We start from the raw sequence: 16,467 nt of genomic DNA, 5'->3' as shown, positions 1-16,467 counted from the left end.
CCCCTCATGCCTTGGCCGCCAGCGCGGCCGCTTCGTTGGTGGCGACCGCCGCGCGTCCGCGCGGGCCGTTGAAATATTCCTGGATCCACGGATGGTCCAGCGCCAGCAGTTCGTCGATCGTGCCGACCGCGATCACGCGCTTGTCGGCCAGCACCGCGACGCGGTCGCATATCGCGTAGAGCGTGTCGAGGTCGTGGGTGATCAGGAAGACGGTCAGACCCAGCGTCTTCTGGAGCGACAGCGTGAGCTCGTCGAACGCGGCCGCCCCGATCGGGTCGAGCCCCGCGGTCGGTTCGTCCAGGAACAGGAGCTCCGGGTCGAGCGCCAGCGCGCGCGCCAGGCCGGCGCGCTTCTTCATGCCACCCGAAAGCTCCGACGGGTATTTGGGTCCCGCGTCGGCGGGCAAACCGGTCATCACCACCTTGTACCCGGCGATCTCGTCGAGCAGTGCCTGATTGAGCTTGGGGTAGAATTCGCGCAACGGCACCTGGACATTCTCGGCGACGGTCAATGTCGAGAACAGGGCGCCGCCCTGGAACAGCACGCCCCAGCGTTTGCGGATCTCGATCGCCTCGGTTTCCTCGCGGCCGATCGTCTCCTCCCCGAACACGCGGATCACGCCCTCGACCGGGGTCTGCAGCCCGATGATCGACCGCATCAGCACCGACTTGCCGGTCCCCGATCCGCCGACCACGCCCAGAATCTCGCCGCGACGCACGTCGAGGTCGAGGTTCTCGTGCACCGTCTGCTCGCCAAAGGCGTTGCTGAGGCCGCGCACACAGATGACCGATTCGCCGCTCATATCCAGCCGATCTCGGTGAAGAAGACCGCGAAGAATGCATCGAGCACGATCACCAGGAAGATGGCCTGGACCACCGCCGACGTGGTGCGCAGGCCGACCTGCTCGGCGTCGGATTCGACCAGCATCCCCTGAAAGCAGCCGGCAATCGCGATGATCGCGCCGAACACCGGCGCCTTGACCAGCCCGACATACAGGTCGGTGATCGGCACCACCTCGCGCAGCCGCTGGATGAAGATGACCGGCGGGATGTCGAGCGAGATCCAGCACAGCAGGCCACCGCCGATGATCGCGATCACCGAGGCATAAAAGCCGAGCAACGGCATCATCAGCACCGCGGCCAGCGTGCGCGGCACGACCAGCGCCTCCATCGGCGACACGCCGATCGTGCGCATCGCGTCGATTTCCTCGGTCAGCTTCATCGTGCCGATCTGCGCCGCGAATGCCGAGCCCGATCGCCCCGCGACCATGATCGCGGTCATCAGCACGCCGAGTTCCCTGAGCGTGATCCGTCCGACCAGGTTGATGGTGAACGCCTCCGCGCCGAATTGGCGCAGCTGGACGGCGCCCTGCTGCGCGATGACGATGCCGATCAGGAAGCTCATCAGTCCGATGATGCCGAGCGCGGAGACGCCCACCACCTCGAACCGGTGCACCGTGGCGTTGAAGCGGAAACGGCTGGGGTGGCGGACCACATTGGCAAAGGCGATGGCGGTCGCGCCCAAAAAGCCGAGCAGCCCGACCAGGGTGGTCAGCGCGCCCATCACCGCCGCACCCAGTTCGTCGAGCACGCGCAGCACCGGCGGCAGCTGGTCGGGCTTCATCGCGACCTTGTGATCGGCGGCGGCGACCTGCTCGAGCAGGTGCGCGCCATCGGGACCGAGCCCGACGACCTCGGCCGACTGGTCGCGTGCGAAGCGGTGGACGATCCACGCTCCGACCGTATCGATCCGGTCGATCCCGGTCATGTCGATGCGGGCGACCTTGTCGGGCAGCGCGGCGAGCCGTTCGGGCAGGTCGCCGATGCTCGCCAGCGACAGGTCACCCGAAAAACGGATGCTGCCGGCTTCATCCGACGGATCGAGAACGAAATCGGCGGGCTTCATTGCCGCCTTCCATCGTTTATTTCCGGCGTCGCGGCAAGGTATTGCGCGGCCCGGGGCGCAATCATCGGCAATGCGGCGCGTCGATCACAGCCACAGGTCGGCGGCATGGATGACGATCCCGACGCATCCCCCGACCAGCGTACCGTTGACCCGGATGTATTGAAGGTCGCGCCCGACCGCATGCTCCAGCCGGGTGGTGATCGTGCGTGCGTCCCAGCCGCGCACCGTGTCCGACACCAGCCGCACGATGCCGTCGCCATAGTCCGCCGCCGCGCCGACCATCGCGCGGCGGACGAGCCGGTTGACCATGCGGGCAAGCGCGCGATCGGACTGGAGCGTTTCACCGAGCTGGCGCATCGCGCCGCCCAGCTGCCCCGCGGCCAGCGCATCGGGATCGCGCGCGACGCGCAGCAGCGCGGCACGCATCGTTTCCCACACGCCCTGCCACCAGCGGCCGAGCGCGGGATTGTCAAGCAGCTCCGCCTTGAGGCGTGCCACCTTTGCCTGCATCTCGGCGTCGAACTGGAGGTCGGAGGCGAGTTTTTCCAGCCCCTCCTCCGCCTTGGCGCGAAGGGGGTGGCCGGGATCGTCGGCCATGTCGTGGACCAGGCGCTCCAGCCCCGCGATGATCTTGTTGGCCAGCGTCTCGTCCAGCCCCGTCCAGCGCAGGATCGATCCGGCGCGTTCGTGCACCATCGCGCGGATCACGTCATCATTGGCCTCCAGCACCCGCGCCGCCCAGCGGATGACGCCGTCCAGCAGCGGCTGATGACGACCGTCGCGAATCGCCGCGTCGAGCAGCTGGCCGAGCAAAGGCGCGATGTCGAGCTGGCGCAACTGGCCGGAAAGTGCCCCGCGCACCATGTGGCCCAGCCGCTCCTGATCGAGCGACTGGAGCAGGTCGACCGCAAGGCGCGCCGCCCCGCGCCGCAGTCGCCCGCCAAGCGTACGACCATCGCGATCGGTCAGCCAGCGCCCGACCGCGCCCGCCGCGTCGACGTCGCGCATCCGCCGCGCGACCACGCCGGGGATCAGGAAGTTATCCTTCAGGAATGCCGCAAGCGTGTCGCCGATGCGGTCCTTGTTGCGCGGCACGATCGCGGTGTGCGGAATCGGCAGGCCGAGCGGGCGGCGGAACAGCGCGGTGACCGCGAACCAGTCGGCCAGCCCGCCGACCATCGCCGCTTCGGCAAAGGCCTGGATGTAACCCCAGGCGGGGTGCGCGTCCTGGAATGCGCGCGCGACGAAGAAGGTCGCCGCCATCGCGACCAGCAGGCCGGTCGCGATCAAGCGCATCCGCACAAGGGCGGGTGGCGGACGTTGGTCACCTAAATCTAGCACGCGCACAGCAGATAAAACCCGACAGCCAAATCATGTGAACAAAATAAGTTCACCTGGCGGTTCTGCGCTACGCGAATGCGTGGCCCCATGCGACAAAAAACAAGCGGGGTTCCGGACCGACTTGTCCGTAACCCCGCGGGTTTTTCGTTACCACTGGTCGCCGGATATCAATTGTCCGTGTACGAACACCCGATGTCCTGAACAAGCGTGTCCCAGATCCACTCTGCAGCCGAGCATCGTTGTGCTTTTTGCTCCAGCAACATTCCCGTACCAACCGAAGATGCAGCGAAGATCGAAATCAAGAGTAGAGCAGTTCTCACGTCATGTCTCCTTCGGTCCAGAAACTAACGGGAACATGCGTAACCTGTATTCTAGCGCGAGGCAACGTTATTCGGCCGGCTGCCCATCTTCGGCACCCGGGCGATAGCCGATCCGGCCCCCGCCCGGCTCGTGCTCGATCGTCGGCGGCACGAGCGAGCCGTCGTCGCCCGGGCGATAGCTGAGCAGGCGGCGCGACAGACGCGGCCCGATCCAGCGTTCGACCGCGATCGCCAGGCTGAACGACGCGGGCACGATCACCAGCGTCAGCAGCGTCGACAAGATGAGGCCGCCGATCACGGTCACGCCCATCGGCGCGCGCCAGGACGAATCGCCCGACAGCGAAAGCGCGGTCGGCACCATACCGGCGACCATCGCCACGGTCGTCATCACGATCGGCTGTGCGCGCTTGTGACCCGAGTCGATGATCGCGGTCACCTTGTCGACGCCCTTGTTCAATTCCTCGAGCGCAAAGTCGATCAGCAGGATCGAGTTCTTCGCGACGATGCCGAGCAGCATCAGCAGCCCGATATAGACCGGTAGCGAAATCGCATGCCCGCTGACCCACAGCGCCAGGAGACCCCCCAGCGGCGCGAGCAGCAGGGATCCCATATTCACGAACGGCGGCATCACGCGCTTGTAGAGCAGTACGAGCACCGCGAAGACCAGGAACAGACCCGAAAAGACCGCGATGATGAAATTCTGGATCAGCTCGGCAAACCATTTCGACTGACCTTGCTGCAGCTCGGTGACGCCGAGCGGCAGGTTCTTGAAGACCGGCAGCTCATGGATCGCCTTTTGCGCGTCGCCGCTGATCACGCCGGGGGCAAGGTCGACCCCGACCAGCAGCTTGCGCTGGCGGTTGGTGCGCTCGATGCGCGTGGGCCCGGCGCCGAAGCCGATATCGGCCACCACCGACAACGGCACCGACCCGCCATTTTGCGTCTGCACCGGCAGATTCTGGATGGTCGACAGGCGCTGGCGCGAGTCCTCGCTGAGCGCGACGCGGATCGGAATCTGGCGATCGCTGAGGCTGAAACGCGCGCTGTTCTGGTCGATGTCGCCCAGTGTGGCGATGCGGATCGCGCTCGACAGCGCCTGGGTCGTGACACCCATGTTGGCGGCCAGGTCCATGCGCGGGGTGATGACGATTTCCGGCCGTTGCAAGTCGCCCGACACCCGCGGCGCAACCAGCATGGGCAGGGTCAACATCTCTTCGACCAGCTTGTTGGCGGTCTGGTTGAGGAGGACGGGGTCCTCGCCGCCGAGCGTGATGGTGATATCGCGACCGCTGCTGCCCCATCCGAACTGCGACCGGAACGACACGCGCGCATCGGCGATCTTGTTCAGCTCGGGTGCCAGCGCGCGTTCGAATTCGACGCTCGTCACGTCGCGGTCCTTCGACAGCATCGCGGTCACGCGACCGTTGCCGACAAAGGTGCGCGCGTAGGTGGCGGTGACGATGTCCTGCTTTTCCAGCAGCGCTTCGACCCGCCGCACCACCGCATCGGTCTGGGCCAGCGTGGTGCCGGGCACCATCTCGACCGTGACCGTCGCGTTGTCGCGATCCTCCGGCGGCTGGAAAGTGCTCGGCAGCACCACGAACATGACCGCGGTCAAGCCCAGCGCAAGCGCGCCGATCCCCATGATCCAGACGCGATGATCGAGCGCGATCGACGCAAGCCTGCGCAGCCACCCGCCGCGCGCCGCGAACGCCGTCGCGCGGCTGTGGTCGAGCGACCAGCGCAGCAGGCCGACATAGCGGTCCATGATCGGTCCTTCGCCATGGGTGGCGTGGCCCTTCGACTTGAGGAAATAGGCCGCGATCATCGGCGTCAGCAGCCGCGCGACGGCCAGGCTCATCAGCACCGCCGCGACGACGGTGAGGCCGAAATTCTTGAAATACTGGCCCGAAATGCCCGGCATCAATGCGACCGGCAGAAAGACCGCGACGATCGCCATCGTCGTCGCCAGCACCGCCAGGCCGATCTCGTCCGCCGCGTCGATCGACGCCTGATAGGCGGATTTGCCCATCCGCATGTGGCGCACGATGTTCTCGATCTCGACGATCGCATCGTCGACCAGAACGCCCGCGACCAGGCTCAGCGCCAGCAGCGTCATCTGGTTGAGCGAAAAGCCCAGCAGGTCCATGAACCAGAAGGAGGGGATGGCCGAAAGAGGGATGGCGAGCGCCGAGATCACCGTCGCGCGCCAGTCGCGCAGAAACAGGAACACGACGACCACCGCCAGCAGCGCGCCTTCGATCATCGCATCGATCGCGCTGTGATACTGGGCCTCGGCATATTCGACATTGTTGAACAGCACCTCGAAGCGGACCTTCGGGTTGCGTTCCTGCAGCGCCTTCAGCTTGGCTTCGGCTTCGTGGAAGACGGTGACGTCCGACGCGCCCTTTGACCGGCGGATGTCGAACGCCAGCACCGGTTGCCCATTATAGCGCCCGGCCGAACGCAGCTCGGCAAACGCGTCGCGCACGTCGGCGATGTCGGCGAGCCGGACGGTCCGGCCGCCGCCGATCGCGATCTGTGTCTGGCTGAGTTCATAGGCGGTTGCGGCATTGCCGAGCACGCGCACCGATTGTTCGGAGCCCGCGATTTCGGCACGACCGCCGGCCGCGTTCAAGTTGATCTGGCGCAGCTGCTGATTGACCTGGGTCGCGGTCAGCCCCAGCGACTGGAGCTTGGTGGGGTCGAGGAGCACGCGAATCTCGCGATTGACGCCGCCGATGCGGTCGACCGCCGACAGACCGGGGACTGCCAGCAATTCCTTTGCCACCGCATTGTCGACATACCAGCTCAGCTCCTCCAGCGTCATGTCGGTGGCGATGGCGGTGAAGCTGGCGATGTCGTTGTCGGTCGTGTTGGCGCGATAGACCTGCGGCTCGAGGATGCCGTCGGGCAGGTCGCCGCGAATCTGGTTGATCGCTTCGCGCACGTCCTGGACCGCGCGGTCGATCGGCGTGCCGATGTTGAGCTGGACGACGGTCTGCGACTGGCCCTCGGTGACGGTCGAATTGATCTCGTCGATGCCCTGCAGGCTGCGCACCGCCGCCTCGACACGCTGGGTGACCTGGCTCTCGAGCTCGGTCGGCGCGGCGCCCGGCTGATTGATCACCACGATGGCGATCGGAAAATCGAGATCGGGATCCTGATTCACGTCCATGCGCATGAAGCTGACGATCCCGGCGATCGTCAGCGCCACGAACAGGACGATGGGCGGAACCGGGTTACGGATCGACCAGGCCGAGATGTTCCTGAAATTCATCGTCCCGCCTCAGCCTCCGGCTTCACCGCCACGGGTTTCACTTTCTGACCGGGGGTCAGGAACGCACCCGCGCTCAGCACCACCCGCTCGGTTCCATCAAGGCCCGATGCGATCGACACGCCGTTGTCGGACACCTCGCCGACCGTCACCGCGCGCCGCACCGCTTCATCCTTGCGATCGAGCAGATACACGAAATTGCCCTTGTCGTCGCTCAGTACCGCCGATTCGGGCAGCAAAGGCGCGCTGGTCGAACCCACCACGATCCGCGCGGTGGCAAAGCCGCCGGGGCGCAGCGCGCGATCGTAAGGCACGGTGACGCGCGCAATGCCCTGGCGCGTCTGCGGATCGATGATGGGCGAAACCTGCCACACCCGCCCGGCAAAGCTCTGGGTGCTGCCGGCGGGCGTGACCTCTGCGCTGCTGCCGACGCGCACGCGCGCGAGATCGGCCTGGCTCAGCTGGACCTGCATCTCGATCTCGCCGTCCTTGGCGATGCGGAACAGCACACCGCTGCCGCGCGAGACGATCTGGCCCGGCTCGACCGAACGCGACAGGACGAGCCCGCGGGCGGGCGCGCGGATGTCGAGTTGGACGTTGCGCGCACGCGTTTCCGCCAGCTGCGCCTGCGCCACGCGCACCCGGGCGCGCGCAGCGTCGCGGGTCGCCGTCCGCCGGTCGATGTCGGCGCGTGAGATGAAGCCGCGATCGACCAGCTGCTGGGCGCGGCGCAGTTCCGCCTCGGCCAGTTCCAGATCGGCCTGGGTCACCCGGACCTGCGCCTCGAGCGCGTCGGCGGACTGCGTCTGGACCGAACGGTCGACGGTCGCCAGCACTTGTCCCGCACCGACCCACTGCCCCGCCTCGACCAGCACGGCGCGGACCAGACCGCCCTCGCCCGCTTCGCCGACGGGCAACTCGCGCCGCGCCGCCAGCGATCCGGTGCCGGACACGACCCGCTCGACTGCGCCGCGGCCGGGCACGACATAGCTGATCGTCGGAATCTGCGCGTCCGCCGCGCCCGCGCCGTCCTTGCCGGCGGCGCCCTTGCCGTCTTCGCCCTTGCCGCCCAGCACGAACCATGCGCCGAGCGCCGCCGCCAGCACGACGACGCCGATGATGATCCAGCGCAGGCGGCGACTGCGACGCGGCGGCAGCTCGCCGTCAAATTCCAGATGCGGCGCCCCGCCGGCCGTCGCGCGTGATTCGTAATTCATCTGCGGCACTTTCCGTCGCGGCACCGTCACGGCCCGTCGTCATTATCCCGCGCTGTGTTATAGAAATAAGTCACTGGGCTCAAGACTGGATGTCGCTTTGCATGCCGATATGTTGATTTTGCGTCACTTTGCAGCGACACTTCGGGGGTAGCCGCAAAGAGCCCCTGCCGCGGCGCGGGCGGGAAGGGGTCAGGGCCGGCTATGGGGAAAAGCGACTGGGAGGGGGGGATCATGATGGCGGAGCCGGGATTTCTGGGTTGGCTGCTGATCGGCCTGATCGCCGGCGGGCTGGGCAAGCTGATCATGCCGGGCAAGGACCCGGGCGGCGTGATCGTCACGATCATCGTCGGCATCGTCGGCGCGCTGCTGGCGGGCTTTCTGGCGCGAACCGCGGGCATCGCGATCCGGGGACAAATCGCCACCTATCTGGCGGCGACGGTCGGTGCGATCGCGCTGCTGGCGCTTTATCGGCTGATCATCACGCGCCGGACGCGATGAAAAATCGCCCGGCGGCACAAAGGCCACCGGGCGGTTCGAAGTTGCGGGGGATCAGATGATCTCTTCGCCGTCGATCATGAACGGCTTGCCGGGAAATCGGACGGTCGATCCCCACAGAACGTCAACAGGTCCGGTCGGGCTGCGGAACGGGTAGATTTCCGGTGTCCCCCCGCCGCGCTCCCGTCGCGGTTCGACGCCATAGGTGATGATCGACTTCCCGCTATAATCGAGGATTGAGATGAAGTGCGCGAAAGTCGCTAATCCCGGACCGCGGCCGCCATAGCCGGCGAGGTTGATCGAGAGGGAGCCACCGACGGGATCCACCAAACGGCTGTCGGTGAACGAATACTGGACATCACCGGTCGGCCACGCGAACGTCACGCGGCGATCGCCACGGCTGATCAGCCACAGATCGTCTGATGCGGTTGCGGTCGAATTTACATAGGCAAAGCGGGGGTTACGTCCGGCCTGGAACTGGCCAAGCGGCTGTGCCGGCACCGTTCGGCCCACGGGCGAACCGAACAGGTTCAGACCCTGGACGTTGAAAATGCGCACCGTTCCATCCATCGATGCGATAAAGGCGCGGCTGCGCGCGATATAGCGTTCGGGCTCGACCCCGGACCAGTCGGCCTTGGGACTGCGCTGGAAATATTCGAAATAATAGTTGCTGCGGTCACCGAAAGTGCCGTTGGCTTGAACTCCCGCGCTGACCGACGTCGGCTGCTGCACATCCAATGTCGTGACGACAACCGGACGCTGCGAGGCCGCGACTGCAAAGGTGAACGGCCACTTGTTGGGATCGGTCGTGCTTTGATCGACCGTCTGGTCGAAGTTCGCCTGCGTCGTCAGGTACATTTGCCGATAATATTGGTAGAGCGGCGTCATATCGACGAAGGAGACCTTGTTCTCCGCCCGCGAGGCGACAACAGCGTAGCCCGACGACGGCAGCTGGCTCCATTGCTGGTTTTCGATGCCGAGTTCTTGATTGCCACCCACCGAGTAGATCGGCTCGATGCTGCTCCAGAGCTTGCGCGCCGACGGCAGCGACAGGTCGCCGCGCGCCGGTTCGGCATTGTCGCCATACCCCCGCGGATTGCCAAGCACGAGGTTGTTGGAAACGTCGACGCTGGTCGGTGCCGCAAAGGGCAGATCGGTAAAGCCGAGCAGTTTCATGCCGCGATTGGTCCAGGCACCAGGCGTGCCCCAGTACCAGCGCGTATAGGGCGTCTGCCATGGCGCGCCGTTCGCCATCTGTCGCGGCTTCAGTGCGATGAAGGCGAGCTTGCCCGATACCGTGTTGGTATCCCACACGCTGACGACCAGGAACTCGTTATAGGGCGTCACCGCCATCGCCGTCGGGACCATCCCTGCGGGCAGGCGTATGGCTGTGTCGTCGAAAAATTCCGGATCGCTGTTGCCGACAACCACCGGCGCGATCGTGCCGTCCTTGAACGCAGCAAAGCTGACCTGGCTGGCATTCGCACGACCGCGTGCGATCGCGACGGGCACAAGTGGCAGATCGGGGCGCCGCTCGGCGACAAGGTTGCGGATCTGGGGTTGGGCAGGCGTTGCGATGTTGCCACGGTTCCACCAGTCGGGGTTCCACGCCGCGATCATCCGCATGCACAGCCCGCCAGTATCGAAATAGGCGCCGTCGGCGGTGCGAACATTGCTGATGCCATAGCGATAATTGGGATCGCTCGGCGCTTCCGGCACAAAGGCGAGTTGACCGCCGATCAGCCAGCCGCCGCCCTTCAATCCGCGCGCCAGTTCTTCCTGATCGCTGCCCGGTTGACGCTCGGGCGGCAAACATTTTTCCGGCTCGCCGGGATTGTTGGTGGGTTGTGAGCCAAAAGGCCACAGGCCTTGCCCGGTCTGGTCCGGTCCCCACAGCGTCGGCGCGGGCGCTTCGCCGCTATGGTCGAAATCGGCATATTTCGGCCCAAGGCGATAGTCGATGATCGCGTCCGTGTTGATGTTGCTGGCGACGTAGCGATATTCCGCCGCGTTGATGCTGCCGTCGGCGTTCAGGATGCGCTCGCGCCAGCCGGTGGTCGCGGTGCTCGCCTTCTGTACGAATACCTTGACGCTGTCACTGCCGATCTTGCGCCCGCGCGCGTCGAAGGATTGCAGCTCGAACTTGTAGGTGCCCTCGCTGGCAAAGACGATCCGGGTCGTCGCCGAATTGGGCGAGATTACCGTCGAGCGCTCTGCACCGGCGCGGGTCACCCACCGCGCGCTGACCCCATTGATCGTGCCGATCAGCGTGACTTCGTTGGTCGGCAGCATGATCGTCTGGTCCGGCCCGGCATCGACCGGCTTGGGCGCGGTGCTCACATTGGAGATGACGACGGTACCGACGGCGGCGAATGCGATCGGCGCGGTTGCAAGCGCGACCGCCGACCAGAACGACCGCCGCGTACCGCGGTAGCGCTTTGTGATGGATATCATACGCCCTGTTTCCTTTCTTGCGAGCTGCCGGGCGCAGTTCAACGGCTCGGGCGCACGACGCGCGGGCGCCGCTTCAAGGCGCTATGCCTTGCCGTATCCGTGATAGAGTCCCGATCAGCGCAACAAATTTGAAGAAACCGGCGCGACCTGAAAACCCAGAATTGTAGTATTCACTACGTTAATTCGGGTTTTGAGCAAATAAAGAAAAGTTGCGCGATCTGTTTCATTTTTGCGTTTTCGGCGTTTGATTTATTGCGCTTTTGGCTGCCGAACGACCAAACGTGACTGCAAAAACCAACAAGCTGTCCAAAAAATGAACAGGTCGTTCGCTTCCGTAGGGTCGTGCCCGGCTCAGCTTGCAATTTCGATGCGTCACCCGCAATTTTTGACCCGCGACGACCGGTTCCACCGTTACCCTGCGTTCCGGGGGCGTGGCAGGCCAAGGGCTTCTGAAATCTACGGTTCCGCAACGCCTCAGCCAGCGCGTGAGCGGAAGCCGCACGCGAACGAAGTATCCTGCGATGGTCGAACCGTCATTCAGAACGGGACGTCGTCGTCCAGGTCGTCGGGAAAGCCGCCGCCCGCCGGGGCACCGCCAAAGCCGCTGCCGCTGCCGCCGCGCGCACCGCCGCCGCCCCGCGCGGACGACTGACCGGCGAATTCGTCGCCGCCGCCCCAGTCATCGCCGCCGCGCGCGCCGCCGCCAAAGCCGCCGCCACCGCCCCCGCCGGAGCCCGGCGCGCCGTCGAGCATGGTCAGCGTACCCGTATAGGGGCGCAGCACGATTTCGGTCGTGTAGCGGTCCTGGCCCTGCTGGTCCTGCCATTTGCGGGTTTCGAGCTGGCCCTCGATATAGACCTTGCTGCCCTTGCGCAGATAGCGTTCGGCGACGCCGGCCAGATTCTCGTTGAAGATGGCGACCGAATGCCATTCGGTACGCTCCTTGCGCTCGCCGGTGTTGCGGTCCTTCCAGCTTTCCGACGTGGCGATGCGCAGGTTCACGACCTTGCCGCCATTCTGGAACGACTTGCTTTCGGGATCGCGGCCGAGATTGCCGACCAGGATCACCTTGTTGACGCTGCCGGCCATCTGTCCCTCCTTAAAGTCCGAGCATGTTGGCGATCCAGTAGGTCGCCCCTGCTGCCGCATAGGCAAGCGCGAACAGATAGCCAAGCATGAACGCCGGCCAGCGCCACCCATTGGTCTCGCGCCGCGCCACCGCGATGGTCGAGATGCATTGCGGCGCGAAGACGAACCAAGCGAGAAAGGCGAGCGCGGTCGGCAGGCTCCAGCGCCGCGCCAGATTCTCGCGGATCGTCGCCTGCCCGGCCTCGCCCTCCGCATCGTCGACGGCATAGACGGTGCCGATCGCCGCCACCGCGACTTCGCGCGCCGCCATCGCGGGCAGCAGCGCGAGCGCGATGTCGCGGTTGAACCCGATCGGGGCGACGACCACCTCGATCGCCGAGCCGATCCGCCCGGCGAGCGAATATTCCACCTGCGCGCGACCGGCGGGGGCCTGCGGGAAGCTGAGCAGCGCCCACAGCACGATCGTCGTCGCCGCGATGATCGTGCCCGCGCGCTTCAGGAAAATGCTGGCGCGCTGCCACAATCCGAGCGCCAGATCGCGTAGCCGCGGCCATTGATATTTGGGCAGCTCCATCATGAATCCCGATGACGCGCCCTTCGCCACCGTCCGGCGCAGCAGCAAGGCGGCGACCAAGGCACCCACGATCCCGGCGATATAGAGCGCGAACAGCACCAGTCCCTGCAGCCCGATGCCCGGCCCCACCGCCCGATCGGGAATGAACGCGCCGATGATGATCGTATAGACGGGCAGCCGCGCCGAACAGGTCATCAGCGGCGCGATCAGGATCGTCGCCAGCCGCTCCTTTTCGTCATTGATCGTGCGCGTGGCCATGATGCCCGGCACCGCGCAGGCGAAGGAGGACAGCAGCGGGATGAACGCGCGCCCCGACAGCCCGACGCCCGCCATCAGCCGGTCCATCAGGAACGCGGCGCGCACCATGTATCCCGACGCCTCCAGCATCAGAATGAAGGCGAAGAGGATCAGGATCTGGGGCAGGAAGACGACGACCGCGCCGACTCCGGCCAGCACGCCGTCGACGATCGCGGATCGCAGCAGCCCCGCGGGCAGCGCGCCCGCCACGACTTCGGACAGGATCGCCAGTCCCCCCTCGATCCAGCCGATCGGGGCCTCTGACCAGGCGAACACCGCCTGGAACATCACGAACATGATGACGACCAGCAGCACCGGGCCGCTGACCGGATGGAGCACGATGCGGTCGAGCCGCTGGGTCCAGCGCCGCACCGGCGTTTCGGAGACGATCGCGGCGCGCGCGATGGCGCGGGCGCGGGACTGATAGCTGCGGATGTCGAGCGCGGGGCTGCCCTCGTCCAGGTCGACGCGCGTCCGGACCGGCCCGGCGCGCACGCGTTCGGCCAGCGCATCGCGCAGCGCATCCAGCCCGCGCTTGCGCACCGCCACCGTCGCCACCACCGGCACGTCGAGCTCGCGCGCGATGATGTCGGGATCGAGCACCAGCCCGTCGCGCTTGGCCAGGTCGACCATGTTGAGCGCGACGACGACCGGCAGGCCAAGTTCCTTTAGCTGGAGCGCGAAGCGCAGATGATTGTCGAGATTGGCCGCATCCAGCACGACCAGCAGCGCGTCGGGCAGCCGCTCGCCCGGCTGGCGCCCGAGCAGCACGTCGCGCGTCACGCGCTCGTCCAGGCTGGCGGGATCGAGGCTATAGGTTCCGGGCAGGTCGATCAGCTCGGCCGGCCGGCCGTCGCCCAGCGACATGCGGCCCGAATGACGCTCGACGGTCACGCCGGGATAGTTGCCGACCTTTTGCCGAGCGCCGGTCAGGGCATTGAACAGCGCGCTCTTGCCCGAATTGGGATTGCCGACCAGCGCGATCAGAGGGGCGGGGTTCATCGGCGGGGTTCAGGCGGCGACGGGCGCGACGCGGATCGCCGCCGCGACGTGGCGGCGCAGCGCGACATCCATGCGTCCGACGCGAACGGCAAGCGGCCCGCCCAGCCAGCCTGCGCGCTGGATGAGGGTTACCCCCACACCGTCGTCAAAGCCGAATTCGCGCAGCCGCTTCGCCTCCGGTGGCGACAGCGCCGTCCAGTCGATCGCGACGATCGTCACGGCGGCGTCGCGCGCGATGCTGGCGAGCGGGACCGACGCGGTGACGGGAGCTGCGATATTCATGCTGCGAGTGATTATCAATTAGACGATGACGACGCCAGCCCAATCGCACATGCGTCCCGTCGGGTCACGCGCCGTCACCCGGTCATTGCCTCGCCGGCCCGTTGCTGCAGCGCGCGGAGCACGACCATCGCCTCGTCGGCCGCCGCCGCCGGTACGAACACATGATCGTGATGGAACGCCGCGACCATGTTGCACGGAATATCGCGCGCGGCGAGCGCCGACGCGACGGCCGCCGTCAGGCCCACCCCGTCCAGGGCCGAATAGACCCTCAACGAGATGCAGCGCATCGGCTGGTCGATCGCAAAACCCAGGTCGCTCGCTGCATCCGCCGTCAGGATGAAGGAGCACCCCTCCGGCTCCATGAACATGCCGATAGCGACGGGGGCGGCTCGCGCGCTCAAGCCGGGATCGGTCGAGGTCGCAAAGACGAACACGCGTTCATCGAGCCACGGGTCCATGCCCGCGACCATTGCTGCGGCGTCGCGTACCACCTCGATCATGCCGGGTCCCGTCAGCGCGCCGGATAGCGCAGCCGGCCGATGAAGCGCGACAGGCTGGGCCGGTATTCGGCCTGCGCCAGCCATTTCGCCTTGGCCTTTTCAAAACGCATGATCCCGTCGATCCGCCGCGCCAGGAAGGCGCGGGTGTCGGCCTGCCCCTCGCTTTCGTCGTCGAGGAACACGGTGATCGTCGCGGCATAGACGCCGCCCAGGATCGCGCGCTTGGTATAGTGGTTGTAATCGGTCGCGGTGTCCCCGGCGCGCCGCCACATCATGTCGGCCGACCGCCAGCCGAGCTTCGCCGCGGTCGCCAGATTGGTCGGCAGCGCCAGGATGGCGAGCGCGCGGCGCAACGCCTCGCGCTCGGGGGCGAGCAGATCGAGTCGCGCCTCGACCAGCGCTGCGATCCGCGCGCGGATCTTCATCGCCGCCAGCGTCTCGGCGGGCAGGCGCGCGGTCATCTCGGCATCGATCCACGCGAACCAGGCGTCGATCATGTCGACCGCGCCGCCGGGAAAGGCCAGCCGGGCGACGTCCGGATCGATCCCGAGCCCTTCGGCCGCCGCGGTCACCGCCTGCGGCGTCCAGCCGTCGAACGCGGCATTGCCCGGCAGCGCGGGCGCCAGCGCGGCGCGAATCTCGTCGAGCGTGGCGTCGGGGGACAGGGTGGGTGCCATCGGGTGCTGCTCCATGAATGACGTCGAGACTTAGGGGCTGTGCGAACGAGCGCAAGCCGCACCTTGGCCGTGGCGCGCGATCACCGCTCGCGCCGGACGAGCACGAGCGCGGCGGCGACCAGCGTCGCACCGACCAGGTCGAGTGCACCCAGCCGCTCGCCATAGGCCAGCCAGCCGATCGTCGCGCCGACCGCGGGCTGAATTAGCAGGCCGATGCCGATGACCAGCGGGCTGAGATGACCGAGCGCATAGATCATCAGGCCCTGGCCGACGATCTGGCTGCACAGCGCCAGCAGGATCAGGGGCGTCCAGTCGCCAGGCAGGATACGCTCGCCGAGCACGAGCGCGAAGGCGAGAAGCGGGACGACGCTGGCAACGCCGGACAGCGCCAGCGCCGGCACCGCGTCGAGCCGCGCGCGCACCCCCGACATGGCGATGAAATAGACGGCGTAGAGCACCCCGGCCAGCACGCACAGCAGGTCGCCGATCAGATTGTCCGGCGACAATTCCGCCGACCGACCCATCAGCAGCGCGCCCCCCGCCAGGGCGAGGCCAAGCGCGATCGCCTGGCCCCGCGCGGGCAAGGCGCGCGCGACGACGAATCCATAGATGGGAAAGATCAGCGAGGCCGAATTGCCGAACAGCGTGGCGTTGGCGATCGTCGTGCGCAGGATGCCGACATGCCAGGCAGCAAGGTCGGCGGCAAAGGCCACGCCCGACACCAGCAGCGTGAGCCAGAGCATCGCCGGCAGGCGCAGGATCGCCGCGCGGTGCCGCCCGATCGCCACCGCGAGCAGCAGCGGAGTCGCGATCGCGATCCGCCAGAACGCCGACGCCACTGGCCCGGTGTCGGCGAGGCGGACGAGCCACGGACCGAACGCCAGCGCGCCGTTCGCGACGACGAGCGCGAGGACGGCGCCGAACACCGGATTGCGGCTTGGCGGTGAAACAGTATTTCTTGGCGGCGGCGGCGGATGCATCGCGGCCCTTAGTCGACTATCTCCCGCAGCGTGCAACGGGAAATCGAAAGGACGATT

At 66.6% G+C, this 16,467-nt stretch carries 13 protein-coding genes; 1 reads left to right on the top strand and 12 read right to left on the bottom strand.

What is annotated here, in order from left to right; translation table 11 throughout:
* Positions 1 to 4 precede the first annotated feature (4 nt).
* The 5 genes from GO308_RS12305 to GO308_RS12285 form a co-directional block, all read right to left on the bottom strand.
* The gene (locus GO308_RS12305; RefSeq protein WP_066480753.1) at positions 5 to 802 is read right to left on the bottom strand and encodes an ABC transporter ATP-binding protein; all 798 of its coding nucleotides are present in this window, start codon (positions 800 to 802) and stop codon (positions 5 to 7) included.
* A complete protein-coding gene (locus GO308_RS12300; RefSeq protein ID WP_066480752.1) occupies positions 799 to 1,905 on the bottom strand; it encodes an ABC transporter permease in 1,107 nt (368 codons plus the stop codon). Before GO308_RS12300 ends, GO308_RS12305 begins: the two co-directional genes overlap by 4 nt.
* An 84-nt stretch (positions 1,906 to 1,989) precedes the next feature.
* On the bottom strand, positions 1,990 to 3,201 hold the full coding sequence (locus GO308_RS12295; protein WP_066549852.1) for a DUF445 domain-containing protein: 1,212 nt from the start codon (positions 3,199 to 3,201) through the stop codon (positions 1,990 to 1,992).
* A gap of 432 nt (positions 3,202 to 3,633) precedes the next feature.
* Positions 3,634 to 6,846: an efflux RND transporter permease subunit gene (locus tag GO308_RS12290; protein WP_240885630.1), complete on the bottom strand. Its 3,213-nt coding sequence runs from the start codon at positions 6,844 to 6,846 to the stop codon at positions 3,634 to 3,636.
* Positions 6,843 to 8,060 carry an efflux RND transporter periplasmic adaptor subunit gene (locus GO308_RS12285; RefSeq protein ID WP_240885629.1) on the bottom strand — a complete coding sequence of 406 codons (1,218 nt, stop codon included), beginning with the start codon at positions 8,058 to 8,060 and terminating at the stop codon, positions 6,843 to 6,845. The genes GO308_RS12290 and GO308_RS12285 overlap by 4 nt, the downstream gene beginning before the upstream one ends.
* 231 nt (positions 8,061 to 8,291) lie before the next feature.
* Here GO308_RS12285 and GO308_RS12280 point away from each other — a divergent pair, with 231 nt between their 5' ends.
* Complete coding sequence (locus GO308_RS12280; protein WP_240885628.1) at positions 8,292 to 8,558, top strand: GlsB/YeaQ/YmgE family stress response membrane protein; 267 nt, start codon at positions 8,292 to 8,294, stop codon at positions 8,556 to 8,558.
* 51 nt (positions 8,559 to 8,609) lie between these two features.
* Here the strand turns inward: GO308_RS12280 and GO308_RS12275 are convergent, their stop codons facing one another.
* The 7 genes from GO308_RS12275 to GO308_RS12245 form a co-directional block, all read right to left on the bottom strand.
* A complete protein-coding gene (locus GO308_RS12275) occupies positions 8,610 to 11,009 on the bottom strand; it encodes a hypothetical protein (RefSeq protein ID WP_240885627.1) in 2,400 nt (799 codons plus the stop codon).
* Between the two features lie 537 nt (positions 11,010 to 11,546).
* Positions 11,547 to 12,098 (bottom strand): single-stranded DNA-binding protein, encoded by a 552-nt coding sequence (gene ssb, locus GO308_RS12270; RefSeq protein ID WP_240885626.1) that lies wholly within the window; start codon positions 12,096 to 12,098, stop codon positions 11,547 to 11,549.
* A gap of 10 nt (positions 12,099 to 12,108) precedes the next feature.
* Entirely contained in the window at positions 12,109 to 13,971 is a 1,863-nt protein-coding gene (locus GO308_RS12265) for a ferrous iron transporter B (RefSeq protein WP_240885625.1), read from the bottom strand.
* A 9-nt stretch (positions 13,972 to 13,980) separates the two neighbouring features.
* Positions 13,981 to 14,253: a FeoA family protein gene (locus GO308_RS12260; RefSeq protein WP_066480737.1), complete on the bottom strand. Its 273-nt coding sequence runs from the start codon at positions 14,251 to 14,253 to the stop codon at positions 13,981 to 13,983.
* Between the two features lie 74 nt (positions 14,254 to 14,327).
* Positions 14,328 to 14,753: an ACT domain-containing protein gene (locus tag GO308_RS12255; RefSeq protein WP_066480736.1), complete on the bottom strand. Its 426-nt coding sequence runs from the start codon at positions 14,751 to 14,753 to the stop codon at positions 14,328 to 14,330.
* A gap of 11 nt (positions 14,754 to 14,764) precedes the next feature.
* Entirely contained in the window at positions 14,765 to 15,430 is a 666-nt protein-coding gene (locus tag GO308_RS12250) for a COQ9 family protein (RefSeq protein ID WP_156437768.1), read from the bottom strand.
* Between the two features lie 80 nt (positions 15,431 to 15,510).
* Positions 15,511 to 16,410, bottom strand: coding sequence for a DMT family transporter (locus tag GO308_RS12245; protein WP_240885624.1), 900 nt, complete (start codon positions 16,408 to 16,410; stop codon positions 15,511 to 15,513).
* Positions 16,411 to 16,467 lie beyond the last annotated feature (57 nt).

The organism is Sphingomonas sp. SFZ2018-12 (assembly GCF_022496715.1).
Taxonomy (GTDB): domain Bacteria; phylum Pseudomonadota; class Alphaproteobacteria; order Sphingomonadales; family Sphingomonadaceae; genus Sphingomonas.
Note: the sequence above shows the minus strand (reverse complement) of the source record. Positions and strands in the feature narration are given on the sequence as shown.